This window comes from Deltaproteobacteria bacterium (assembly GCA_035063765.1).
Lineage (GTDB): Bacteria > Myxococcota_A > UBA9160 > UBA9160 > PR03 > CAADGG01.
In genome coordinates, this window is record JAPSFT010000008.1 from 123,189 (window position 1) to 146,667 (window position 23,479).

The 23,479-nt window shown below is 74.3% G+C and carries 19 protein-coding genes; 8 read left to right on the forward strand and 11 right to left on the reverse strand.

Going from position 1 to position 23,479, the window contains the following annotated elements; all coding sequences use genetic code 11:
- Positions 1-31 precede the first annotated feature (31 nt).
- Together OZ948_08230 and OZ948_08235 are read left to right on the forward strand one after the other, a co-directional pair.
- Positions 32-2,605, forward strand: a complete 2,574-nt coding sequence (locus OZ948_08230; GenBank protein ID MEB2344712.1) for a GAF domain-containing sensor histidine kinase — start codon at positions 32-34, stop codon at positions 2,603-2,605.
- Positions 2,606-2,654: 49 nt separating this feature from the next.
- The gene (locus tag OZ948_08235; protein MEB2344713.1) at positions 2,655-5,204 is read left to right on the forward strand and encodes an ATP-binding protein; all 2,550 of its coding nucleotides are present in this window, start codon (positions 2,655-2,657) and stop codon (positions 5,202-5,204) included.
- A 40-nt stretch (positions 5,205-5,244) separates the two neighbouring features.
- Here OZ948_08235 and OZ948_08240 read toward each other — a convergent pair whose 3' ends face one another.
- Positions 5,245-6,426, reverse strand: a complete 1,182-nt coding sequence (locus OZ948_08240) for a CoA transferase (GenBank protein ID MEB2344714.1) — start codon at positions 6,424-6,426, stop codon at positions 5,245-5,247.
- A gap of 130 nt (positions 6,427-6,556) precedes the next feature.
- On the opposite strand from OZ948_08240, the gene OZ948_08245 reads away from it, so the two are divergent.
- The gene (locus OZ948_08245) at positions 6,557-7,582 is read left to right on the forward strand and encodes an MBL fold metallo-hydrolase (GenBank protein ID MEB2344715.1); all 1,026 of its coding nucleotides are present in this window, start codon (positions 6,557-6,559) and stop codon (positions 7,580-7,582) included.
- A gap of 16 nt (positions 7,583-7,598) precedes the next feature.
- Here the strand turns inward: OZ948_08245 and OZ948_08250 are convergent, their stop codons facing one another.
- A complete protein-coding gene (locus tag OZ948_08250) occupies positions 7,599-8,228 on the reverse strand; it encodes a hypothetical protein (protein ID MEB2344716.1) in 630 nt (209 codons plus the stop codon).
- Between the two features lie 121 nt (positions 8,229-8,349).
- On the opposite strand from OZ948_08250, the gene OZ948_08255 reads away from it, so the two are divergent.
- Genes OZ948_08255 through OZ948_08265 form a run of 3 tightly spaced genes read left to right on the forward strand, consistent with a single transcriptional unit; the run spans position 8,350 to position 11,750 of the window.
- Positions 8,350-9,387 (forward strand): LLM class F420-dependent oxidoreductase, encoded by a 1,038-nt coding sequence (locus tag OZ948_08255; protein ID MEB2344717.1) that lies wholly within the window; start codon positions 8,350-8,352, stop codon positions 9,385-9,387.
- An 18-nt stretch (positions 9,388-9,405) separates the two neighbouring features.
- Complete coding sequence (gene bioA / locus OZ948_08260; GenBank protein MEB2344718.1) at positions 9,406-10,728, forward strand: adenosylmethionine--8-amino-7-oxononanoate transaminase; 1,323 nt, start codon at positions 9,406-9,408, stop codon at positions 10,726-10,728.
- Complete coding sequence (locus OZ948_08265; GenBank protein ID MEB2344719.1) at positions 10,725-11,750, forward strand: DUF3179 domain-containing (seleno)protein; 1,026 nt, start codon at positions 10,725-10,727, stop codon at positions 11,748-11,750. Before bioA ends, OZ948_08265 begins: the two co-directional genes overlap by 4 nt.
- On the opposite strand, the gene OZ948_08270 is transcribed toward OZ948_08265, so the two are convergent.
- From OZ948_08270 to OZ948_08280, 3 genes are all read right to left on the reverse strand, one after another.
- Entirely contained in the window at positions 11,722-12,165 is a 444-nt protein-coding gene (locus tag OZ948_08270; protein MEB2344720.1) for a DoxX family protein, read from the reverse strand. The genes OZ948_08265 and OZ948_08270 overlap by 29 nt on opposite strands.
- Before the next feature lie 90 nt (positions 12,166-12,255).
- The gene (locus tag OZ948_08275; protein ID MEB2344721.1) at positions 12,256-12,720 is read right to left on the reverse strand and encodes a DUF2255 family protein; all 465 of its coding nucleotides are present in this window, start codon (positions 12,718-12,720) and stop codon (positions 12,256-12,258) included.
- Positions 12,693-14,099, reverse strand: coding sequence for an amidase family protein (locus tag OZ948_08280; GenBank protein ID MEB2344722.1), 1,407 nt, complete (start codon positions 14,097-14,099; stop codon positions 12,693-12,695). The genes OZ948_08275 and OZ948_08280 overlap by 28 nt, the downstream gene beginning before the upstream one ends.
- Positions 14,100-14,395: 296 nt before the next feature.
- Here OZ948_08280 and OZ948_08285 point away from each other — a divergent pair, with 296 nt between their 5' ends.
- Complete coding sequence (locus OZ948_08285; GenBank protein MEB2344723.1) at positions 14,396-14,608, forward strand: DUF1931 domain-containing protein; 213 nt, start codon at positions 14,396-14,398, stop codon at positions 14,606-14,608.
- 55 nt (positions 14,609-14,663) lie between these two features.
- Here OZ948_08285 and OZ948_08290 read toward each other — a convergent pair whose 3' ends face one another.
- The 6 genes from OZ948_08290 to OZ948_08315 all read right to left on the reverse strand — a co-directional run bounded on the left by OZ948_08290 (position 14,664) and on the right by OZ948_08315 (position 21,839).
- On the reverse strand, positions 14,664-17,114 hold the full coding sequence (locus tag OZ948_08290; protein ID MEB2344724.1) for a DUF87 domain-containing protein: 2,451 nt from the start codon (positions 17,112-17,114) through the stop codon (positions 14,664-14,666).
- Positions 17,115-17,204: 90 nt separating this feature from the next.
- Positions 17,205-17,627, reverse strand: a complete 423-nt coding sequence (locus OZ948_08295; protein ID MEB2344725.1) for a hypothetical protein — start codon at positions 17,625-17,627, stop codon at positions 17,205-17,207.
- 55 nt (positions 17,628-17,682) lie between these two features.
- Positions 17,683-18,066: a large-conductance mechanosensitive channel protein MscL gene (mscL, locus tag OZ948_08300; protein MEB2344726.1), complete on the reverse strand. Its 384-nt coding sequence runs from the start codon at positions 18,064-18,066 to the stop codon at positions 17,683-17,685.
- Positions 18,067-18,106: 40 nt separating this feature from the next.
- Positions 18,107-19,492, reverse strand: a complete 1,386-nt coding sequence (locus tag OZ948_08305; protein MEB2344727.1) for a hypothetical protein — start codon at positions 19,490-19,492, stop codon at positions 18,107-18,109.
- A gap of 27 nt (positions 19,493-19,519) precedes the next feature.
- Positions 19,520-20,671: an inositol-3-phosphate synthase gene (locus tag OZ948_08310; GenBank protein MEB2344728.1), complete on the reverse strand. Its 1,152-nt coding sequence runs from the start codon at positions 20,669-20,671 to the stop codon at positions 19,520-19,522.
- A gap of 28 nt (positions 20,672-20,699) precedes the next feature.
- Complete coding sequence (locus tag OZ948_08315) at positions 20,700-21,839, reverse strand: DUF6178 family protein (GenBank protein MEB2344729.1); 1,140 nt, start codon at positions 21,837-21,839, stop codon at positions 20,700-20,702.
- Between the two features lie 103 nt (positions 21,840-21,942).
- On the opposite strand from OZ948_08315, the gene OZ948_08320 reads away from it, so the two are divergent.
- Positions 21,943-23,478 (forward strand): hypothetical protein, encoded by a 1,536-nt coding sequence (locus OZ948_08320; GenBank protein ID MEB2344730.1) that lies wholly within the window; start codon positions 21,943-21,945, stop codon positions 23,476-23,478.
- Position 23,479: the final 1 nt, after the last annotated feature.

Here is a 23,479-nt window from a genome sequence, read left to right on the forward strand (position 1 = left end):
GGGCGCCCCTCTGGTCAGGCTCGGGAGCGAGATGAACCGCAACGCGACCCTGCGCTTCCGGCGGGTCACGGCGCTGCTGGCCTTGGGCTGGGCGCTGCTGGCGCTGGGCTTCGCCGTCGCGGAGCGGGTCGTCGGCCGCGAGGACCTGGTCCCGCCGCTCCTCGTGGGGGGCGCCGCGAGCGAGCCGTGGCGCATCTCGGCGGTGAGCGCGGAGGCGGCGGCCGCCGGCGTGCGCCCCGGCGACCGGCTGCTCGCGATCGACGGCCTTCCCGTCGAGCGCGCGCTCCTCGAGCCCGGGCGCCTGCGCCCCGGAGCCACCAACCGCTATCGCATCCGCCGGGCGCGCGACGAGGGGATCCTCGAGGTGGCGCTCCCGCCGGTCGCCCCCGACCGGCTCGTGCCGGCCGCGCTCGCGGTGGTCCAGGTCGCGCTACCCCTGATCGGTCTCGTCTACCTGCTGGTCGGGGCGGTCGTCTGGCGCCTGCGGCCGGATCGCGGCGAGACCTGGGCGCTGTTCCTGTTCTGCTGCGCGATGGGCGCCCAGCTCCTGCTGCCCCCGCGGCCGCGGGGATCCCCCTGGCTCCTCTACTGGCTGAACCTGCCCGTCGTCGGGGCCGCCACCTTCCAGCTCTTCACGTCGTATCCCTCCGAGCCACCGTGGGTGGTGCGCCAGCCCTGGGTGCGGTCGCTGCCCTTCGTGCTGGCCCTCCCGATCGGTCTGCTCGCCGCCAGCGAGGGCGCGCTCGGCCTGCGCTGGCAGGTCGGCAAGCCGGCGGCGCTCTGGTTCACGATCGCGCTCTCGCTCGCCTCGCTGCTCGTCGCGATGAGCGAGCGGCGCCGGCTGCGCGAGACGAAGGCCGCCGACCGTGCCGACGTGATGCTGCTCGGCGCGCTGGTGAGCTTCCTGCCGGCGACGCTCGCGCTGCTGGCGGAGGAGCTCCTGGCCGCGCCCTTCCCCTGGTACCTGGGCCTGCTCTCCTTCTTCGTGTTCCCGGTGGCGGTGGGCTACGGGATCGTGCGGCGGCAGCTCTTCGAGATCCGGGTGGTGGCGAAGTCGAGCGCCGCCTACGGCGCCGTGACGCTCGCGATCACGGGCATCTACGCCTTCCTGATCATCTTCGCGGACGCGGTGGTGAGCCGCTTCAGCCTGGACGCGCGCTCGCCGGGGTTCTCGGTGGCGTTCCTCTTCGGGGCGATCCTCGCCTTCAACCCGCTGCGCGACCGCATGCAGCGGCTCGTGAACCGCCTCTTCGACCGCGACTACGCGCTCTACCGGCGCGCCGTCCGCGAGATCTCGGAGGCGATGGTCTCCATGCTCTCGACCAAGGAGGTGGTGGACCGCATCCTGGTGGCGCTCACCGAGACGATGGGCGTCACGCGCGCCGTGGTCCTGCTCCAGGACGAGGGGCGCCGCCGGCTGGTCCCGGTGGCCTCGCGCGGCGAGTGGGAGGAGGAGGCGCTCGGGCTCTCGCTCCCGCTCGGCCACCCGCTCTGCGCGCGCCTGCTCGCGCGGCGCGACGCGCTCGCGCGCAGCGACTTCGACGACGAGCCGGACCTCGAGCTGCGCGAGCACTGCCGCGACGTCTTCGACCAGCTCGAGGTCGAGCTGGTCGTACCGATCCCCTACGGGGCGGACCTGCTCGGTGCGATCGGGGTCGGCCACAAGTTCTCGGGCGAGCGGCTCGGCGCCGAGGATCGCCAGCTCCTGATGACGCTGGCCAACCAGAGCTCGATCGCGATCCAGAACGCGCGCGCCTTCGGCGAGATCGCCGACCTGAACGCCACGCTCGAGGCGCGCGTGGAGGAGCGCACGCGCGAGCTGCACGACGCGCAATCCCAGCTCATGCAAAGCGAGAAGATGCGTTCGCTGGGCCAGCTCGTGGCGGGCGTCGCCCACGAGCTCAACAACCCGATCGGCTTCGTGCACGCGAACCTCCAGCTCCTCCAGGAGTACAGCCGGCGGCTGGTGTCGGCGCAGCGCGCGGGCGAGGACACCTCGAAGATCGAGGCTGCGATCGAGAAGCTCCTGGCGCGCAGCCGCGAGGGCACCGAGCGGGTCACCAAGATCGTGCAGGACCTGCGCACCTTCTCGCGCATGGACCACGCCGCGCTCGCCGACGTGGACCTGAACGAGGAGCTCGACCGCACGATCGCGCTGATGGAGGCGCGCCTGCGCGACGGCATCGAGCTGGTGCGCGACTACGCGCCGCTGCCGCGCGTGCGCTGCTACGCCGGGCAGCTCAACCAGGTGTTCATGAACCTGCTCATGAACGCCTGCGACGAGCTCGACGGCAAGGGCCGGATCCGGGTCCGGACGCGGGTGCGCACCGGCGCGCGCAAGGAGCCCGTGGGCGTGCGCCTCGAGTTCCACGACGACGGCCCGGGCATCCCGCCCGACGTGCAGGCGCGGCTGTTCGAGCCCTTCTTCACCACCAAGCCGGTCGGCAAGGGGACGGGCCTCGGCCTGTCGATCTCCTACGGCATCGTCGAGCGCCATGGGGGGCGCATGCTGGTCGGCTCGGCGCCGGGGGAAGGGACGACCTTCGTGATCGAGCTGCCGCTGGTGGCCAGGCCGCTCGCCGACGGCGCGGGCGAAGCGGTTTGACGGGCGTGGAACGCGGCGCGTACCCTCGCCGGTGGGGAGCCCGACCACGATGAGCCTTCCCCGGCCCGGACTGCGCTTCCGGCGCGCCACCGTGTGGCTCGCCTTCGCCTGGGCGGCGCTGGCGCTCTTCGCCTTCCTGCGCGCCACGCTCTTCCACACCGGCTACACGATCCCCTTCCAGACCAGCACCTCGGCGCGCGTCACCATCACCGGCGCGAGCGAGGAGGCCCGGGCGGCGGGCGTCCGCCCCGGTCATCGCCTCGAGACGATCGACGGGCTCCACTACCTGCGCTGGGGCCGGGAGGGGCACTGGCGCGACCTGCGCCCCGGCGGCGCCAACCGCTACGGCCTGTCGACCAAGCAGGGCCGGACCTTCGAGCTGGATCTGCACCCCGTGCCCGCGGCCACCGGCGCGGCGGCGTTCGTCCCGATCTATCTCGCCTCGCTGGCCGTCGGATGTACCTATCTCTGCGTCGGACTCCTGGTCTGGCTGCTGCGCCGCGACCGCTACGAGTCCTGGTCCTTCGCGCTCTTCTGTGCCGCGATGGCTGCGCAGATGTTCCTGTCCTTCGACACCTTCCGGCAGACGGCCGGCTACCAGCGCAACGCGATGAACTTCGGGTTGCTCGGCGCCGCCACCTTCCAGCTCTTCACGACCTTCCCCTTCGAGCCGTCGTGGATCGCGCAGCGCCGGTGGCTGCGGCGACTGCCCTGGGTGCTGGCGCTGCTGGCGGCGCCGCTGGTCTGGCTCGAGGGGCCGGGCCGGATCCCCTACTTCACGATCCAGTCGATCGCCTTCTACTTCGTGTGCGCGCTGGGTCTCGCGTGCTGCGGCCTGCTGGCCTGGGAACGCAAGCGCCGCCGCCGCGACGAGAACGCCGACCGCGCCGACGTGATGCTCTTCGGCGCGCTGGTCTCGTTCGTGCCGGTGTTGAGCCTCCTGCTCGTGGACAGCGTGCTCGACACGGGCTTCCCGATCTACCTGGCGCTGCTCTGGTTCGTCGTGTTCCCGGTCTCGGTGGCCTACGGGATCGTGCGCCGGGAGCTCTTCGACATCCGGCACCTGGCGCGCTCCTCGGTGGCCTACGGCGCCGCCACCCTCGCGATCACCGGCGTCTACGCCTTCCTGATCGCCGCCGCCGACGCCACGCTCGTGAAGCTCCACATGGACGCGCGCTCGCCACGCTTCACGATGCTCTTCGTGTTCTTCGCGATCCTCACCTTCAATCCCCTGCGCAGCCGCGTGCAGAGCGTCGTCGACCGCGTCTTCGACCGCGACCAGGGGCGCTACCGCCAGACCGTGCGCGAGATCTCCGAGGCGATGGTCTCGATGCTGTCGATCAAGGAGATCGTCGAGCGGATCGTGCGCGCGCTCACCGAGGCGATGGGGGTCGAGCGCTCGCTGGTGCTGCTGCTCGCCGAAGACGACCGCACCCTGCACCCCGAGGCGGCCGGCGGGAGCTGGCCGGTCGAGCTGGGCGCGTTCGCGCTCGCGATGGAGCACCCGGTCTGCAAGTACCTCTGGATGCGCCGCGAGGACGTCTCGCGCGGCGACGTCGACCACGAGCCCGACCCGCGCATGCGCGAGGCGTGCCTCGAGCTCTTCGACCGGCTCGACGTCGTGCTGCTGGTGCCGGTGCTCTTCGGGGTGGACCTGCTCGGCGTGATCGCGGTGGGCCGCAAGACGTCGGGGGAGCGCTTCGGTCCCGACGACCGCCAGCTCCTCCTGACCCTCGCCAACCAGAGCTCGATCGCGATCGAGAACGCGCGCGCCTTCGACGAGATCGCGAAGCTCAACGAGACGCTCGAGGCGCGCGTCGAGGAGCGCACCCGCGAGCTGCGCGACACCCAGGCGCTGCTCGTGCAGAGCGAGAAGATGCGCACGCTCGGCCAGCTCGTGGCCGGCGTGGCGCACGAGCTCAACAACCCGATCGGCTTCGTCCACGCCAACCTGAAGCTGCTCGAGGAGTACGTGGCCAAGCTGGTATCGATCCAGGAGCACGGGGGCGACGACACGCGCGTGCGCGAGGCGATCGCCAAGCTGCTCTCGCGCAGCCGCGAGGGCACCCAACGGGTCAAGCAGATCGTGGCCGACCTGCGCAGCTTCTCGCGCATGGACCAGGCCGAGCTCCAGGAGGTCGATCTCAACGGCGAGATCGAGGGGACGATCAAGCTGATGGAGCCGCGTGCGAAGTGCGGCATCGAGGTGCAGCGCGATTTCGGCGAGCTGCCGCGCGTGCGCTGCCACGCCGGCCAGCTCAACCAGGTCTTCATGAACCTCCTGATCAACGCCTGCGACGCGATGGGCGACCAGGGCCGGATCCGCGTCCGCACCCGCGTCCTCGACGCCGGGCACGTGCGTCTCGAGTTCGCGGACGAAGGCCCCGGCATCCCGCCCGAGATGCGCGACCGCGTCTTCGAGCCCTTCTTCACCACCAAACCGGTCGGCCAGGGCACCGGCCTCGGGCTCTCGCTCTCGCACGGCATCATCGAGCGCCACGGCGGGCGGATCTGGGTGGAGGCGGAGCCGGGCGCGGGGAGCCGCTTCGTGATCGAGCTGCCGGTCGGCGGGATCGAGGTGGCGTCTCCGGCGGCGTAGCGCGCGTGTGGCCGCGCTCCCACCCGCCCCGCGCGGCCGCTCAGCCGATCGCGCCTTCCGCGCGCAGCGCGCCGCGCGCCGCCTCGTCGTAGCCGAGCTCCGCCAGCACCTCGTCGGTGTGCTCGCCGAGCCGCGGCGCGGGGCGGCCGATCGCCGACGGCGTGCGCTCGAAGCGCGCCGGCGGCACCGGCTGGCGGATCCGGCCGGCGTGGGGGTGGTCGATCTCGACGATGCTGCCGTTGTGGCGCACCTGGGGGTCGTCGAGCACCTCCTCGAGCGTGCTCACCGGGCCGGCCGGCACGTCCTCGGCGACCAGCCGCGCCAGGATCTCGCGCGTCGGCCACTTGCGGAACTCCTCGTAGAGGATGGCGCCCAGCACCTCGGCGTGCTTGCCGCGCTCCCAGAGCGTGAAGCGCGGGTCGTCGCAGAGCTCCGGCCGGCCGAGCGCGCGGAACAGGCCGTGGAACTCGGAGTCGGAGGCCGTGAAGTAGACGAGGTGCCCGTCGGCCGTCTCGGTGAGGCGGTAGATCTCGTAGAGCGTGGGGCCGGGCGCGACGCCGTCGCCGACCATCGTGTGGGCCATCATCCCGTCCGGCCACAGGAAGGCCAGCGAGGCGTCGAGCATCGCGATGCGGATGTGCTGGCCGCCGGCGCCGCGTGCGCGCGCAAAGAGCGCGGCGGTGATGGCCTGCGCCGCGGCCCAGGCCGAGGCCTTGTCCACCACGACGTGTCGGATCAGGTCGGGGACCGGCACGTCGGGGTTCTTCTGGATCGCGACGTGGCCGGAGAGGCCCTGGAGGATCGGGTCGTAGACGCGCCGCCGGTGGTAGGGCCCCCCGTCGCCGTAGCCGCTGATCGAGCAGTAGACGAGGTCCGGCTTCACGCGCCGCAGATCGGGCTCGGCGATGCCGAGCCGCTCGACGGCGCCCGGCCGGAAGTTCTGCACGAACACGTCGGCGTCCGCGACGAGCCGCAGCAGGACCTCGCGCGCCTGCGGCTTGCGGAGGTCGAGGACCACCGAGCGCTTGCCGCGGTTGCTGTTCACGAAGAAGGCGCCGAGGTCGCCGCGCCGGAACGGGGCGAGCCGCAGGAGGTCGCCGATCCCCGGCGGCTCGACCTTGATCACCTCGGCGCCCTGGTCGGCCAGGATCATCGTCGCCAGCGGACCCGAGAGGATCGCCGACGCGTCCACGATGCGGATTCCGTCCATGGGCCCCGGCATGCGCGCAGTCTCCGGTGGAGATCGGCGGGACGGTACCAGAGCCCGTGCCCCGCCCGGGTTTTGCGGCCCCGGGGCAGGTCCCCGACCCTCCGCCGGAGGTCGGGCCCGCCGCCCGATGGGAGGACAAGCCATGACCCGGCCGCTCCGGCTCTCCCTGCTCGCCGCCACCGTGCTCGCCGCGGCGCCCGGCTGCGAGCGCGTCGTCGAGCGCCAGATCGAGCGCAACCTCACGCGCGTGGACGAGTCGGTCCTCCGTTCGCCGGACCTCCAGGTGGTGCTCTGCGGAACCGGCTCGCCGCTGCCCGACCCGGCGCGGGCGGCCGCCTGCACGGCCGTGATCGCGGGCGGCCACTTCGTGCTCGTGGACGTCGGGCCGGGCTCGTGGGAGGTGCTCGACCTCGCGAACCTCCCGATCGGGCACGTCGACGCGGTCCTGCTCACGCACTTCCACTCCGACCACATCGGCGACCTCGGCGAGGCGACGACCCAGAGCTGGATCGCCGGGCGCGCCGCGCCGCTCGAGGTCTTCGGCCCGCCCGGGACGGCCCGCGTGGTGGCCGGCTTCGGCGAGGCCTACGCGGCCGACGTCGAGGCGCGCGTCGCCCACCACGGCGAGCGCTGGATGCCGCGCGCCGCTGCCAGCGCCGTGGCCCGCGAGCTCCCGCTGCCGGAGGGCACGGCCGCGACGCCGGTCTTCGAGCGCGACGGCCTGCGCGTCACGATGTTCGCCGTAGACCACGAGCCGGTCCACCCGGCGGTCGGCTACCGCTTCGACTTCGCCGGCCGCTCGGTCGTGGTCTCGGGCGACACGCGCAGGAGCGCGAGCCTCGTCGCCAACGCGCGGGGCGCGGACCTGCTCGTACACGAAGCCCTGAACCGCGCGATGGTCGAGCGCGCGGCCACGGTGGCGCGCCGGCTCGGCCGCGAGCGGGTGGCGAAGCTCGCCGGCGACATCCCCGGCTACCACACGAGCCCCGTCGAGGCCGCCGAGGCCGCCCGCGAGGCCGGCGTCCCGCACCTGGTGCTGACCCACCTGGTGCCGGCGCCGCCGAACGCGCTCCTGCGCCGGGTCTTCCTTGCCGGGGTCCCGGACGTCTACGACGGCGAGGTGACGCTCGGCGAGGACGGGATGCGCTTCTCGCTGCCGCCGCGCTGAGCGACGGCGCGAGCGGTCAGGCGGCGCCGTCCTGGCGGTGGCGCCACTCCGCCTCCTCGGCATGGGCGCGCTCGAAGAGCGCCTCGAGCTCGGCCGGGTGCACCTCCTCGGCGGGAGCGGGAGCGCGCTCGCGCAGCGCGCGGGCGACGAGGGCGGCGGGCGATGCGCCCGGGACGTGGAAGCGCGGATGGCCGGGGCGCGGATCGAGGCCGGTGGGACGTGCGCTGCTCCAGGTCACGGTCGAGCCGTCGCTGCGCCGCTCGCTGACATCGACCCAGTGTCGGGCCCTGCGGTCCTCGTGGACGGCCCCGATCAGTCGCTGGCCGGGGTGGGCGAAGAGCTCCACCCGCGTGCCCGGGATCTCGGGGATCGCGAAGACGCCGGCGCTGCGGAAGCCCTCGCGCGCGAAGCCTCGCACGAGGCGCCCCGCCGCCCGGCTGCGCTTCCACGGCTCGCCGCCGGCGGGGAGCAGATGGATCGCGCCGGGTGCGGCGGCGAGGCCGCCGGCGCAGGGCGTCTCGTCGGCACGGCGCCGCCGCAGGAAGGCCGCGAGCCCGCGCTTCGCGAGCCGCGACCCGGCGCCGGCCACGAGCAGGGTCGTCGCGAACGACGCGAGGAACACCCAGGCGAGCAGCAGGATCGACACGGCCGGCCCCCGATTCGTGTCCGATCGGCAGGCTGACCGCCGCGCCTGAGGTGGGCAAGCTCGGCGGCGGGTCCACCGGGAGCTATCCTACGCGCACCTCGCGTCACAAGGAGCCCCCCGCATGCCCTCCCTCCGCCTGGGTCTCACCGCCGGCTACTCCGGTGCCTCGATGCAGATCAACCGCGACCTGATCCTCGAGGCCGAGCGCCTCGGCTTCTGGTCGGTGTGGAGCGCCGAGGCCTACGGCTCCGACGCCGTCTCGCCGCTCGCCTACATCGCCGCCTTCACGACGAAGATCCAGCTCGGCACCGCGATCATGCAGATGCCGGCCCGCACCCCGGCGATGACCGCGATGACCGCGATGACCCTCGACGCCATGTCGGGCGGGCGCTTCATCCTGGGCCTCGGGCCGTCGGGACCGCAGGTCGTCGAGGGCTGGCACGGGGTCGCCTACGGCAAGCCCCTCACCCGCACCCGCGAGTACGTCCAGATCATCCGCAAGATCCTGGCCCGCGAGGTGCCGCTCGAGTGGAAGGGCGAGCACTACGAGATCCCCTACCACGGGCCGGGCGCGAGCGGGCTCGGCAAGCCGCTGAAGAGCATCCTGCACGGGCGCAAGGACCTGCCGATCTACACCGCCTCGATCGGGCCGGCCGGGATCGCGTGCAGCGCCGAGGTCGCCGACGGGCTGATCCCCGTCTGGATGAACCCGGAGCGCTGGGACCTGCTGGCGCCACACCTCGAGAAGGGCTTCCAGAAGGCGGGCGGCGGCAAGTCGCTCGCCCACTTCGACGTCGCGCCCTTCGTCACCTGCATCGTCGGCGACGATCTCGATCGCTGCCGCATGCCGGTGAAGGGCATGCTCGCGCTCTACATCGGCGGCATGGGCGCACGCGGCAAGAACTTCTACAACGACTACGCCAAGCGCCTCGGCTACGAGCAGGCCGCCGTCGAGATCCAGGACCTCTATCTCGCGGGCAAGAAGGCCGAGGCGATGGCGAAGGTGCCGGATGCGCTGGTCGACTCGATCGCGCTGCTCGGCCCGAAGGAGCGCATCCGCGACCGCCTCGAAGCGTGGAAGGCCTCGCCCGTGAAGACGCTGCTGGTCGGCGCCGGCCAGCCCGAGGCGCTGCGCACGCTGGCGGAGCTGGCCCTCTAGCCGGGCTTCCGGAGGCCGATGGACCGCGAGCGGATCGTCGCCCTCGACAAGCGGCGGGTCTGGCACCCGTACACCGCGATGGACGAGTACGCGGAGCGCGTAGACCCGCTCGTGGTGGTGCGCGCCGAGGGCGCGCGCCTCTACGACGCCGACGGGCGCTCGTACCTCGACGCGAACTCCTCGTGGTGGGTGGCGGCGCTCGGTCACGGCCACCCGCGGCTGGTGGCGGCGCTCGAGCGCCAGGCGCGCGCGTTTGCGCACGTGTCGCTGGCCGGGGTCACGCATGCGCCGGCGGCGGAGCTCGCGGAGGCGCTGTGCGCCGTCGCTCCGCGGAGCCCGGGCCGCGCCGGCCTCGAGCACGTCTTCTACAGCGACGACGGCTCGACCGCGGTCGAGGTGGCGCTCAAGCTCGCGCTCCAGTACTGGGCCCAGAACGGGCGGCCCGGCCGGCGCGCCTTCGTGGCGCTCGACGGGGGCTTCCACGGCGAGACGCTCGGCTGCACCGCACTCGGCGGCGTCGAGGTCTTCCGGCGGCCCTTCGCCGGCGCGCTCGCCGAGGTTCTCCACGTCCCGTCTCCGGGCGATCCGGAGGTCTCGCTCGACGCAGCGGTCGAAACGCTCGCCAGCGTCCTCGCGCGCGAGCAGGAGCGGATCGCCGCCGTGGTCGTCGAGCCGATGGTCCAGGGCGCCGCGGGGATGCGGATCTACGACCCCGCGTATCTGCGCGCCGTCCGCGAGCTGTGCGACCGTCACGACCTGTTCCTGGTCGCCGACGAGGTCTTCGCCGGCTACGGCCGCAGCGGCCCGATGTGGGCCTGCCAGCACGCGGGCGTCGCGCCGGACCTGCTGTGCACCGCCAAGGGCTTCTCGGGCGGCATGCTTCCGATGGCCGCGACGCTCGCCACGCGCCGCGTCTTCGAGGGCTTCCGGGGCGCACCCGAGCGCGCCTTCTTCTACGGGCACTCCTTCTGCGGCAACCCGCTCGGCGCCGCGGTCGCGCTCGAGGTGCTGCGCGTCTACGAGGAGGAGAAGGTGCTCGCGGGGGCGCTGCCCAGGGCCGCGCGCATCGCGCGTTGCTTCGAGGGGCTAGGCGCGCTGCCCGGCGTCGCCCGCACGCGCGCGCTCGGCATGATCGGCGCGCTCGACCTCGCGGGCGACGCGGGCTACCTGGCGCGTGCCGGCTGGCGCGTCTTCGAGGAGGCGCGCCGGCGCGGCGCCTATCTGCGCCCGCTCGGGAACGTGGTGTACGTCGCGCCTCCGCTCGTGATCTCCGACGCCGACCTCGACGAGCTGCTCGGCATCGTCACCGAGAGCGTGGCGGCGGTGGCGGACGGGCGATGAGCGCGCGGCGCGCGCTCGCCTGCCTGCTCGTGCTCCTCGCCGCGCCGCCGCCCGCGTCCGCTGCCGAGACGAGCGGGGAGGAGCGGCTCAACGGCTTCACGATCAGCCGGCAGACCGTGGACCGCGACGACATCGTCCCGGGCGGCCCGCCGCGCGACGGGATCCACAGCATCGACGCGCCCCGCTTCGTCCCCTCCGAGCAGGCGACCTGGGTGGACGACACGACGATCGTGCTCGGCGTCGTCGTGAAGGGCGACGCGCGCGCCTACCCGGTGCACCTGATGGACTACCACCAGGTCGCCAACGACGTGGTCGGGGGCGTGCCGCTGGCCGTCACCTGGGACCCCCTCACCGGCGTGCCGCTCGCCTTCGAGCGTACCGTCGGCGGGCGGGTGCTCACCTTCGGGGTCTCGGGCCTGCTCTACAACTCGGGCTTCCTCCTCTACGACCGCGAGACGGAGAGCCTCTGGTCGCAGTTCCTGGGGCGCGCGCTGAGCGGGCCGCTCGCGGGCAAGACGCTCACGCGGGTGCGCATCCGCCAGGAGGACCTGACGAGCTGGCGCACGCGGGTCGGGAGCACGCGCGTGCTCGAACGGCCGTCGCGGGGCATCGACTACGCCCGCAGCCCCTTCGAGCGCTATCTGACCGAGAACGCCGTGCGCTACCCCGTGAAGGCGCGCGACCCGCGCTTCCACGCCAAGGAGCTGGTGCTCGGCGTGGTGGTGGGCGGCAAGGCGCGCGCCTACCTGGGCTCCGTGCTGACCCGCGAGGGCGGCTGGGCCGAGGACCGCTTCCAGGGCCGCAGGATCCAGATCGACTACTCGACGGACCTCTCGGTCTTCCGCTGGGAGGCGCCCGACGACGTCCAGGTGACCGAGGCCTACTGGTTCGCCTGGAAGGCCTTCCACCCCGACACCGGGATCTGGAAGCTCGACGAGACGGCGGGGCGCGACCCGAACCCGAAGCTCGTCCGCCGCGAGCGACTCCGGCCGCTCAAGGGCGGGCCGGAGCCCGGGTCGTGACCACGTCGCTGCTGCGCCCGTCCACGCTCCAGATCCCCCCGCCGTTCGCTGCGATGAAGAGGAAGGCGAAGCAGTACAGCGCCGCCATCTCGCCGCCGTTGTTCAGCGGCACGAGGCCGACGAAGCCCAGCTCACCGACCCTGCTGAACGCGTGAGCCATGAAGTAGGCGGCGGCCATCATCCCGCTGCACACGAAGGCGGCCCAGCGGGTCTGGAGCCCGATCATCACCAGGAAGCCGCCGATCAGCTCGATCGGCCCGCCGATCCAGATCACGAAGCCCGGTACGGCGCCTTCCGGCATCGCGGCCGGGAAGCCGACCAGCTTCTGCATGCCGTGCCAGAGGAAGAGGAAGCCGGTCACGATGCGCAGCAGCGCGTAGGTCTCGGCCGTGTAGGAGCGCAGGAAGGGCGCCAAGGGGTTCCTCCGGGATCGCCTCCGCCACCGGACGGAGCGTCCCGCCATGATGCCCGACGCGGCGAGTGCCTGCCTTCCCGTCTCCCCGGGTTAGGGTCCCATCGCCTCGCGCGGCCCGGCATTGGCCGGATCGAGCCGGATCGGGCGCGGGTCAGGGCGCGGGAGCAGCCCGTACCACCAGTCGACGAGCCCGTACTTCTCGCGGAACGCGGCATCGACCCGGGTCCGCACGGCCGGGTCCTCGATCGCGATGGCCCGGTAGGGGAGGGCGACGCCGTTGCGCACCAGCTCCACGACCGGCCGGTCGCGCAACTGCGCGAACCAGCCCCGCTCCGGCCTCGCCACCCGCACCCACGGCGAGCCGTCGAGGTCCACGACCCAGAGCTTCGTCTCGTGCACGGTGCCGGCCGCGTCGATCGTGCGCAGCACCACCTTCTCGCTCTGCTCGCCCGCCACGTAGGTGGCGGCGGCGAGCGCCCCGAGCACGGCGAGCGTCACGCCGAGCCAGCGCGCCCCGCGCACGCGCCTCAGGGCTCCGGCCAGGCGTGCGCCCACGGTCGGACCTGCTCGAAGGCCCAGGCCGCCTGCAGCACCAGGTCGTCGCGGTGGCGGGGCCCGATGATCTGGAGCCCCACCGGGAGACCTGCCTTCGAGAGCCCCGCCCGCACCGTCGCCGCGGGGTGCCAGGAGAGGTTGAAGGGCATCGTGAAGCTGCCGACGTTCGCCTGCGGCTGCGCGCGCCCCTCGACCTCGGCGGGCAGGGGGCCCTTCGCGGCGGGCGGGTCGAAGGGAACGGTCGGGGTCAGGAGCAGGTCGTGGTGGTCGAAGAAGTCCGCGCACCAGCGGTTCAGCTCCTCGCGGCGGCGGCGGAACTGCGCGAAGCGCACCGGCGTCATCTCGACGCCGAGCTTCACCCCCGCGATGAACGAGCGGCCGAACTCCTGCTCGCGATCGGGCAGGAGCTCGTGGAGGCGCCCGAGGAGCTGGAAGACCCCGATCAGGCCCCAGTCGCGCCCCGGCTCGGGCGGGCCGCCCTTCACGAGCTCGAGGTGATGGCCGAGCCCTTCGAAGACGTGGACGGCCTCGCCGACGACCTCGGCCACGTCGGACTGCACGACCGCGTAGCCGAGGTCCGGCGAGTAGCCGATGCGCAGCCCCGCCGGCAGGCGCCGCAGCACCTCGCGGTAGGAGAGGCCCGGGTGGGGCAGCGAGTTCGGGTCGAGCGGGTGCGCCCCGACCGTCAGGTCGAGGTGCAGGGCCGCGTCCTCGACCGTGCGCGTGAGGGGGCCCACCACGGCGGTGTCGTCCATCGGCCAGAGCTCTTCGGGGGCGTGCGGGATCCGGCCGTAGCTCGGCTTGTGGCCGAAGCAGCCGGTGAAGGTGGCGGGGATCCGGATCGAGCCGCCCCCGTCGCTCGCGGTCACGAGCGGGATCAGCGAGCCGGCGATGGCGGCCGACGAGCCGCCGCTCGAGCCGCCCGGGGTGCGTTCGAGGTTCCAGGGATTGCGGGTCACCCCGAAGAGCAGGTTCTTGGTCAGCGCGGTGTACCCGAACTCGGGGGCGTTGGTCTTGCCGACCACGATCGCGCCGGCGGCCCGCAGGCGCTCGACCTGGACCGAGTCGCGCTCGGGCCGGTGGCCCGCGAAGGGCCGCGAGCCGTAGGTGGTCGGGAGGCCCTCCGCGTCCTCCAGGTCCTTCACGCCGAGCGGCACGCCCTCGAGCGCCCTCGCCTCGCCGCGCCCGATGCGGGCCTCGGCCTCGCGCGCGTCGGCGAGCAGCGCCTCGCGCGGCCGCATGGCCACGAAGGCATTGAGCTTCGGGTCCGCCGCCTCGATGCGCGCGAGGGTCTCCTCCATCAGCTCGACGGGCGACAGCGCGCGCCGCGCGAGCGACGCGCAGAGCTCGGTCAGGGGCTGGCGGAGCAGGTCGCTCATGGGTTCCCTCCTCGGGAGTGGCGAGTCTATCAGCTCGGCGCGGGCCGCCGATGGAAACCTGCCGCCGGGGCGGCCGCCAGGACCCGGCCGCACCGACGTCACGAGGTCGAGAACGGCCTCGTTTCTGCCTCCAGACCCCCGAGATTGCCATCCCGGCCATTGCCGGGCGGAGGGGAACCCGTATGATGCGCTCGCCGCCGCCCGCTCGGGGGCTCGGCGGGAATCGAGGCCAAGAAGCCAGGACCGGAATCCAGGCCTGGCAACGGGCGCGCATGGCGCGCCATCTGGGGGGAACGATGGCAGCGAGGAAGAAGGCGGCGAAGAAGGCCGCCAAGGGCTCGGGCGAGCTGATCATCTCGAAGTCGCGCGTGAAGGCCGCCACCCGGAAGTGCAACGTGGGCGGTGACTTCTACGGTGCGCTCGACGCGGCCGTGCGCCAGCAGATCGCGCAGGCCGAGGCCCGCGCGCTCGCCAACAAGCGCAAGACGCTCAAGCCGCAGGACCTCTAGCCCGGGATCCCGCTCGACGAAGGGGGCTCGCAGCGCTGGCTGCGAGCCCCCTTGCTCATTCCCCGGTCCAGACCAGCACGAGCGGCCGCGCGTCGATGTCCGCCTTGCGGGGCGCGACGAGCTGCTCCTCGAGCGGCAGCGTCGCCGCGTCGGGCGTCGCCGCCAGCCGCTCGCGCTCGGCCTCGAGCTCGCGCTCGAGCGCGGCGAGCTGCTCGCGCAGGTCCTCGATGCGCTCCCCGGCGCGTGCCACGTCGCCGCGCTCGTCGGCGGCACGCCCCACGCCGCGCGCGGCCGTCGTCACCCGGCCCACGTTCCGGGCGCTGCCGAGCTTGCGTCCGAAGAGCGCGCCGACGACGCTCGCGCCGATCGAGATCGCCGCCTGCACCTTGTGCTGCGTGTACTGCTCCTGCTCGCGCGCATGACGCTGCTCGGCGTCGGCGATCCGATCGCGCAGCCGGGCGAGCCGCGGTGCGTGGCGAGCGCGCAGCGCTTCGAGGGCGGCGTCGCGCGCCTCGCGCTGGGCCTCGCGCAGGCGCACCCGGAACGCGCCCTCGCTCTCGCCCGGCTCCGAGACGAGCTTCGGGTCGGCGCAGCGCAGGAGCCGCAGCGGGCGCGCGCGGTGGAGCCGGGCTGCGAGCTGCTTGCGCCAGCGCTCGTAGCTGGCGGCCCGCCCCGCCGCCGCCGGGAGCGGCGCGAAGCGCGCGCCGGCGGGCGGCTCCGCGGCGAGCGCGGGCGCAGCGGCGGGCAGCTCGTGGGCGCCGTCCCAGGGCGCGGCCTCGCTCCCGGCGTCGAGCGGCGCGAGCCAGGCCACGTCCTGCCAGAGGTCGAGATTCGCCTTCCGGTCGGTGAAGTGCAGCGACGCCACCCCGAGCAGCGCCGGCCGCAGGAGTGCGCCGGCGGGAGCGGCGAGGAAGCCCTCCGCGACGCCCGCGGGCGCGGGCGGCGGGCGCCCTCCCGAGGCCTCGACGGGCGCGGTACCCGCCGCCGGCGCAGGGCCCACGGCCGGCGGGGTCGCAGCGGGCGGAGGGCTCGCCGCCGGCGCGCCCGCAGCCGGCGCGCCCGCAGCGGGCGGGCTCGCGGGCGCGGCGCCGGCCGCCGGCTGCGCGAGCTGCCGGATCTGCTCGCGCGTCAGCGGGCCCGCCAGGTACGAGAGCGCCCAGCGCGTCTGGAACAGCACCGGCTCGTCCTCGTGGGCGTTGCTCATCAGGAACACGCGCTTCGGGAGGTTCGAGAGCAGCGCGTCCACCCGCGCGTGGTCGAAGCGCGCGCCCGAGGCGGCGGAGGCGCCCTCCAGCCCCTCGAGCACGCGCGCCTTGTCGCGCTCGGTCTGGAGCCGGCCCAGGAACCAGGTGCCGGCGTTCGCCAGGCCCTTGTAGTCGAGGTCGACCGGATTCTGCGTCGCCAGGACGACCCCGAGACCGAAGGCGCGCGCCTGCTTGAGCAGGGTCAGCATCGGCTCCTTCGCCGGCGGGTTCGCGACCGGCGGGAAGAAGCCGAACACCTCGTCCATGTAGAGGAGCGCGCGCAGGGAGCTGCTGCCGCGCTGCGCGCGCATCCAGGCCACCACCTCCGTGAGCAGCAGGGTCACCGCGAACATGCGCTCGGCGTCCGAGAGGTGCGCGATCGACACGATCGAGAGCCGGGGGCGGCCGTCGCCGGTGTGGAGCAGGCGCGCGACGTCGAGCGGGTCGCCCTCGGTCCAGGCGGTGAAGGCCGGCGAGGCGGCCAGGTTGTTGAGCGCGAGCGCGAGCCGGGTGCGCTCGGCGGCGGGGAAGAAGGTCTCGAGGTCGAGGGCGCCCACGCGCTCGAGCGGCGGGCGCTGCACCTCGCGGATCAGGCCGGGCAGGTCGAGGGCGCGCCCTTCCCGCCAGGCGCGCTCGAGCAGGCTCGAGAGCAGCACGTGCTCGCGGCTGCGCAGCGGGTCGGCGTCGACGCCGGCCAGCCCGAGCACGCCCGTCACCGCGCCGAGGATCTTCTCGCGCAGCGCGTCCGGGTCGGCGGCGAGGGCGGCCGGGGGCGGCGCGAACGAGCGCAGCGCCGCGAGCGGGCGGCCCGCGGTGCTGCCGGGGGTGTAGAGCACGCGCTCGGCGGCGGCTGCGAAGCGGGCGATCCGCGCCGGCTCCTGGCCCCACTCCGCGAGCCCCTCGCGCCAGCGCTGCGCGAGGGCCGCCGCGTGCTCCGCGGGCGCGCGGCCCTCGCGGGCCGCCTCGGCCGGGTCGATCCACGGCCCGAAGTCCTCCGGCGCGAGCCGGGGGAAGGCGAGCAGGAGGTTGCCGAGGTCGCCCTTCGGATCGACCGCGAGCACCGGGATGCCGTCGATCACGGCCTCCTCGATCAGATCGACGGCGAGCCCGGTCTTGCCCGAGCCGGTCATGCCCACGATCACGGCATGGGTGACGAGGTCCCGGGCGTCGTAGAGCAGCGGCTCGTCGGCGACCGCGCGGCCCGCCTCGGGGTCGAAGCGGCGGCCGAGGTAGAAGGCGCCGAGCCGTTCGAAGTCCTGCACCTGCTTCCCCTCGCCCCGGGCCGGAAGCAAGCGAGCGGGGACGCGGGCTCCGGCCCGCGTCCCCGCTCCTTCGGCCTCCGGGCGCGACGGCTACTCGGCCGGCTTGTCCTGCATCGCCTCGCCCGCCGCGTCCATCGCCTCGCCGGTCTTCTCGACGGCGGCGCCCGCGGCGTCCTTGGTGGCCTCGGCGGCACCCGCGACCGCGTCGCCGGTCGCCTGGGCCGCGTCGCCCGCGCCCTCGGCCGCGTCGGAGGCGGCGTCCTGCGCGCCCTGGGTCGCCTGGTCGGCCGCCTGCTTCGCCGATTCGACGGCCTTCTGCGCGGCGTCCCGCGTGCTCTCGGCGGCCTGCCGGGCCGCCTCGGTCGCGGCGTCGGCAGCCTCCTTCATCTTGTCGGCCGCTTCCTGCGCGGCACGCTCGGTGTCGCTCTGGCCGCCGCACGCGACGGGCCCTCCGAGAACGACGGCTCCGAGACCGAGGGCCAGGACCGCCGTGGTGATGGCAACACGCTTCATTTCCCTCACCTCCTCCTCGTCGGAACCGCCGGCTCCGCGAGTCGTTCTCCGCCACCTAGCTGCGTCGCAGCAGATCGCGGATCTCCGTCAGCAGCTTCACCTCCTCCGGCGGCTCGGGTGCCGCCGGTGCCGGCTCGGGCTTGCGAAGCTGGTTGACCGCCTTCACCAGGAGGAAAACACAGAAGGCGATGATCAGGAAGTCGATCACGTTCTGGATCAGGAGCCCGTAGCTCAGGGTCACCGGTGCCGCCTCGGTCCCGCCGATGGCGAGCTTCAGGTCCCGGAAGTTCACGCCGCCCGTGGCGAGCCCGACCGGCGGCATCAGCACCCCGTCGACCAGGGCCGAGACGATCCGGCCGAAGGCCGCGCCCATGACCACGCCGACCGCCATGTCGACCACGTTGCCGCGCTGGACGAACTCGCGGAACTCCGAGACCATGCCCATCGGCGCTCCTCTCGTGTGTGGTCCCTGCCCCGGCCTACGCCCGCGAGGCCTCGGCCCGGATCCTTGCGATGCGGGCGCCCGCGTGGACGTGGGTGCCCAGCGCGAGATAGGCGAGCACCAGCTCCACCTGTCCCGTGACGCCCGCGACGAGGGTCAGGAAGAGACGGCCGTCGCGGCCGAGCAGGAGCCAGCGCCAGCGCCCCTCGCGCTCGCTCGCCCACGGCTGCAGGAACTGCGTTCCGTACTTCTCCTTGACCAGCATCGAGAGGCTGTTGCCGGCCAGCGCCGCGAAGCCGAGCGCGACCGCCCACGCCCCCGCGCCCATCGCCCACGCGTAGGCCGTCATGCCGCCGATCACGGCCGCTTCGCCCACGCGGTCGAGGAGCGCGTCGTAGAGGCCGCCGAAGGCCGAGTCCTGGTAGCGGACGCGCGCCAGCTCGCCGTCCACCCCGTCGAGCACCGACGCCGCCTGCGCGAGCAGGCCGCCCGTGGTGGCGTGCCCGATCGCGAACGACAGCCCCGCCGCGAGCGTCGTCGCGAAGCTCGCGATGCTCACCTGCCAGGGCTTCACCGGCCGCGAGAGGAGCCGCTCCGTGATGCGCAGCGAGATGGGCCGGTTCAGGTGGCGGGCGACGATTCCGTCGGTGCCGCGCACCGCGCCGGCCAGCACCTCGCGCCGCGCGCGCGCCACGTCCTCGGGCCGCTGCACGGGCTGCCAGCGCTCGTGTACCGCCCAGCTCTCGACGGGCTCGCGCGTGAGCAGCGCCGCGAACCCGCGCAGCCAGGCGCGCTCGGCCGCGTCCGCCGCCGGTGTCGCCGTCCCGGAGGGCGGCGGGCTCGCCGGGTCGTCGACCTGGTCGTCGTTCGGGGCGGGCAGCGGGGCGCGGCGGTCGATCGCGCGCAGGAAGGCGGGTGTCGCGAGCGCGAGGCCGACGAGGACCCCGTCGGCGCCCATCAGCGCGCGGCCCACCTGCTGCACGCGCGCGCGCGGCCCCCGGCTCCAGACGCTCGCCTGGGGCAGCGCTGCGCCGCGCTCCCGTGCTTCGGGGCGGAAGTCGACCGCGACGATCGGCACGACGGCGCCGGCGGTCTCCGCGACGAAGCGCCGGACGAGCTGGCGGTCGTAGTGGCAGTCGGCGCGCGCGAGCAGGACCGGGCCGTCGCCCGCGCAGGCCAGCGCGAGCGAGTCGACGCTGCGCACGCGCAGGCGCTTGCAGGGGCCTGCGGCGAGCACGCGCCCGAGCGCCGCTACCGTCGCGGGGTCGCCCGCCAGGAGGAAGCGCCGCACCCCGGCGCGCGCGAAGGCGAGGGCGGTGCGCTCGACGGGAGTCAGGCCGAAGAGCGCCACCCGCTCGTCGGCGGGCGGCCGCACGGCCCACAGCACGCACGGACGGTCACTGGCGCTGGGCAGCGTCTCCATCGTCGGCGCGCTCCCCCAACCGGGTCCTCATGCGCCGTCCGGCTCGCCGAGGAAGGCCTCGATCTGACGGGCGGCGTCCACGTCCCGCATCTGCACGGGCGGGTGCTTCATCGTGTAGGCCGAGATCGGCAGCAGCGGACCCGCGAGACCGCGCTCGCGCGCGATCTGCACGTAGCGGATCACGTCGATCACGATGCCTGCCGAGTTCGGGGAGTCCTGCACCGACAGGCGCGCCTCGAACTCGATCGGGGCGCCACCGAACCCGCGGCCCTCGATGCGCAGGAAGCACACCTTGTTGTCGTTCTGGAACGGCACGTAGTCGCTCGGGCCGATGTGCACGTTGTCGGCGCCGATGTCGTACGGAAGCTGCGAGGTGACCGCTTCCGTCTTGGAGATCTTCTTGGACGCGAGCCGCTCGCGGGACAGCATGTTCAGGAAGTCGGTGTTGCCGCCCGTGTTGAGCTGGTAGGTGCGCTCCACCTTGACGCCGCGGTCCGCGAACAGGCGCACGAGCTGGCGGTGCACGATGGTGGCGCCCACCTGCGACTTGATGTCGTCGCCGGCACAGGGGATGCCAGCCTGGCGGAAGCGCTCGCCCCACTGCGGGTCCGACACGATGAAGACGGGCAGGCAGTTCACGAGCGAGACGCCGGTCTCTAGACACGCCTCGGCGTAGGCCTGCACCGCCTTCTGCGAGCCTACCGGCAGGTAGGAGACGAGGATCTCGGCGCCGCTCTCGCGCAGCGCGCGGGCCACGTCCACCGGCCGCTCGCCGGCGACCCGGAACGAGCGCTCGGCCGGGTACTCGGCCATGTGCGCGGCCACGCCGTCGAGCACGGGGCCCATCTGGACGGCCACCTCGGACTTGCCGATGTGGTCCGAGATGACGGTCGTGCAATTCGGGGCCGCGAAGGCCGCCTCGTGGAGCGGCCGGCCGACCTTGCGGGCGTCCACGTCGAAGGCCGCCACCACCTCGACGTCGCCCGGGCGCAGGCCGCCCATCTCGAGGTGCATGAGGCCCCAGGCCTCCTGCTGGCCGCGCGGGACGCGCCGGTAGTGCTCGATGCCCTGGAGCAGCGAGCTCGCGCAGTTGCCGACGCCGGCGATGGCGATCCGCACCCGACGCTCCCGGCCTTGGCCGTGGCTGTGGTCATGGCCGTGGACCTTGGCGTCCCCCATCGGACCCTCCTCGATGACGAGGGCGAAGCTAGCCCTCCTCCGCCCCCCCGGCGAGGCGGTGGCCGATGCGGAACAGCCGCACGAGCGGCACCCGCTCGAGCACCTCGAGCGGCGGCCGGCCGTGGCGAGCGGCGAGCCGGTCGAGCCCGGCGCTCGCGGTGGCGGCGGCCTTCTCGATGGCCTTCGGGAGCGATTCGGCGTCGCCGAGCGGCAGGCGGTCGGCCACCGCGACCTGGTTGGCGAGCGACACGAACGCGTAGAAGAACGCGCGCCGTGCCGCGGGCTCGAGCTGCGCAGCGGCCTGGAACAGCGTCAGGCGTGGATCCGCGGCGGCCGGCAGCCCGGGCATCCACACCGGGAGGTGCCATTCGCCGGCGCCGGGCGCCGGGGTTTCCGGCAAGGTCTCGAGCTCGCTCCGGCGCGGCGCTGCGTAGATCGCGAGCGCCTCCTCGCGCGGCGCGAAGCCGAGATCCTGGAGCCGCCCGGTGCGCCAGCGGAGCGCGAACTCCTCGTTGTCCGGCCCCGACTCCCACGACACGGCCTGGAGCAGGCGGAAGTAGAGCCAGTAGTCGCCCTCGAAGAGCAGCTCGAGCACGCGCAGGGCGTCTTCGAGGTCGTCGCCGGAGCGGCGCGCGACGACGTAGAACTGGCCCTCGAGCGTGCGCGCGCCCGCCGGGGCCTGCCAGCCGGGGTCGTCGTTCGGCTTCAGGTGCGCCTCGAGCCGGTCCGCGAGCCACAGCATCAGCAGCTCGGCGTCGAGCGCGTGCAGCGCGCGCAGGAGCGCGTCGTCGCCGCCCTCGAGCAGCGCCCCGATCCACGCGGAGAGGCGCTCGCGGTCGGGCGTGTCCTCCGCGCCCCAGGCGTCGAGGTCGACACAGGACTGGAGCTGCTCGTCGCTGGCGTGGGCCAGCACCCAGCCCGCGTCGGCGAGGCCGATCGCCTTGACCGTGAAGCACAGCTCGGCTTCGGGCAGGCGCGGGATCACCTGCTCGGGCGCACGCAGGAGGTCGAGCAGCTCGGCGCGGCGCGCGACGGGCGTCTCGCAGACGAGCGCCACCTGCTCGTCGACCGCCAGCGTGGCGAGTGCCGCGCGGGCGCCGTCGCGATCCTTGCGCGCCAGCGCGAGGAGGCGCCGCGCCTCGGCGGGCAGCTCGATCTCGGGGGGCATCGGGGTGCTCAAGCTAGCGCCCGGCCCGACCCGCGCCGCGGGGCGGTCGCCGCGATGGTACCATCGGCGGCTTTTCCGGATCCGCGCAGCAGGAGGTGCCGGGGTGCTGTGGAGGGCCTGGAGCTTCGCGTCGGGCCTGCCGCTCGGGGCGTTCGCCGCGCTCGCCCTTGCCGGGGACGCCGCCACCGCGCTCGCCTGGGCGCCCTGGGGCGCGCTGGCCGGTGGTCTCGTGCTGGCGCTCGTGACGACCCTGCTCGCGCGCTGGCGCGACGAGGAGCCCGAGCGCGGCCGCCACCTCGCGATGGCCGCGAGCGCAGGCTGGCTCGCGCTGCCCGCCGGCCTCGGGTGGTGGCTCGGCTTCGCGCCGGGCCGCGCGGGCTGGCTCGCGCTGTGCGTCGCGGCGCTCGCCGTCGCACTCTGGCGGCGGGCGCGGGCACTCGGCCCCGCCGGCGGACCCGTCCGCCAGGCGCTCGCCGCCGCGCTCTACGGGCTCGCCGGCAGCTTCGCGGCGCTCGCGATCGGGGTGCTCGGCGCCACGCTCGGCGGCGCGGGCGTGAGCGAGCCGAACCCGCAGTTCGCCGCGCTGGTCTACGACCTCGACGCCGCCGTCGCCACGCGCGCGCTGCCCTCCTGCGCGCCCGAACCGCGCGCGCTGCGGGTGCTGCTCGAGCGCGGTGCGCACCCCTCGCTCTCGCCCGACGCGCGCACGCTCTGGTTCGACGCGCCCCCCGGCGGGGCCGGCGGCGGGCGGCAGATCCACCGCCTCGAGCGCGCGAGCGGCACGGTCGCGTGCTGGACCTGCGGCGAGCCGGGCAGCAACGTGAGGCCCCATGCCGGCGACACCGGCCTCGGACTCGTCTTCGACAGCGACCGCCATGCCGACTGGCTGCACCCGGACGACACCGAGGTGTACCTGGCGGGCACGCACCGGGCGATGCCCTCGCGCAGGCTCACCTTCCACGCCGGCCCGGACGAGCACGCGTTGCTCGGGCCCGACTCGCGCTTCGTCGTCTGGTCGCGCCGCGACCGGGGGCGCTACGAGGTGGCGGCGGCGGCCCTGCGCTCCGGCCACGGCGGGATCCTGCTCGGCGAGGTCGGAGTGCTGGCGCGCGGCGGCGCGGAGTGGATCGCACCGCTCGCCTGGTCGCCCGACGCGCGCAGCCTGGTCGTCGGGCACGGGAATCCCTTCGCACCGGTGGCCGGCGTGCTCTTCGATCCCGCCACGGGCGCCGAGGCGCGCCTGGGCGACGGGCTCGCGCCCGCCGCGTCCTTCGTCGCGGACGGGGGCTGGCTCGCGTTCACGACGGCGCAGGGCGGACACTGGGGCGGCGCGCTGCCCGCCGCGCTCGGCTTCGCGCTCGGTCCGCGTGCCACCGCGCTCGCGGCCGGCCAGCCGCTGCGTTCGGGCACGGGCGTGCGCAGCGGTGCGGCGGCCGAGCCCGGCGCAGCGGCCGCGCTGGCGCTGCCGGCCGCGCTCGCCGCCTGGGGGGAGCCGACCGGGATCGCCCTCGAGCCGGACGGCACCGGCTTCGTCCTGGGCCAGCGCCGCGTGCGCGCGGGGGGCAGCGAGGAGCGGCTCGTCGAGGTGACGCTCTCCTGCGGCGGTACCGCGCTCGCGAACGCGCCGGAGACGCACTGAG

What these genes read in the sequence shown, in the direction of transcription:
- OZ948_08230 (MEB2344712.1), top strand. Translation starts at nt 32, where the DNA reads ATGAACCGCAACGCGACCCTGCGCTTCCGGCGGGTCACGGCGCTGCTG.
- OZ948_08235 (MEB2344713.1), top strand. Translation starts at nt 2,655, where the DNA reads ATGAGCCTTCCCCGGCCCGGACTGCGCTTCCGGCGCGCCACCGTGTGG.
- OZ948_08240 (MEB2344714.1), bottom strand. Translation starts at nt 6,426, where the DNA reads ATGCCGGGGCCCATGGACGGAATCCGCATCGTGGACGCGTCGGCGATC.
- OZ948_08245 (MEB2344715.1), top strand. Translation starts at nt 6,557, where the DNA reads ATGACCCGGCCGCTCCGGCTCTCCCTGCTCGCCGCCACCGTGCTCGCC.
- OZ948_08255 (MEB2344717.1), top strand. Translation starts at nt 8,350, where the DNA reads ATGCCCTCCCTCCGCCTGGGTCTCACCGCCGGCTACTCCGGTGCCTCG.
- bioA (MEB2344718.1), top strand. Translation starts at nt 9,406, where the DNA reads ATGGACCGCGAGCGGATCGTCGCCCTCGACAAGCGGCGGGTCTGGCAC.
- OZ948_08265 (MEB2344719.1), top strand. Translation starts at nt 10,725, where the DNA reads ATGAGCGCGCGGCGCGCGCTCGCCTGCCTGCTCGTGCTCCTCGCCGCG.
- OZ948_08280 (MEB2344722.1), bottom strand. Translation starts at nt 14,099, where the DNA reads ATGAGCGACCTGCTCCGCCAGCCCCTGACCGAGCTCTGCGCGTCGCTC.
- OZ948_08285 (MEB2344723.1), top strand. Translation starts at nt 14,396, where the DNA reads ATGGCAGCGAGGAAGAAGGCGGCGAAGAAGGCCGCCAAGGGCTCGGGC.
- OZ948_08295 (MEB2344725.1), bottom strand. Translation starts at nt 17,627, where the DNA reads ATGAAGCGTGTTGCCATCACCACGGCGGTCCTGGCCCTCGGTCTCGGA.
- mscL (MEB2344726.1), bottom strand. Translation starts at nt 18,066, where the DNA reads ATGGTCTCGGAGTTCCGCGAGTTCGTCCAGCGCGGCAACGTGGTCGAC.
- OZ948_08305 (MEB2344727.1), bottom strand. Translation starts at nt 19,492, where the DNA reads ATGGAGACGCTGCCCAGCGCCAGTGACCGTCCGTGCGTGCTGTGGGCC.
- OZ948_08310 (MEB2344728.1), bottom strand. Translation starts at nt 20,671, where the DNA reads ATGGGGGACGCCAAGGTCCACGGCCATGACCACAGCCACGGCCAAGGC.
- OZ948_08315 (MEB2344729.1), bottom strand. Translation starts at nt 21,839, where the DNA reads ATGCCCCCCGAGATCGAGCTGCCCGCCGAGGCGCGGCGCCTCCTCGCG.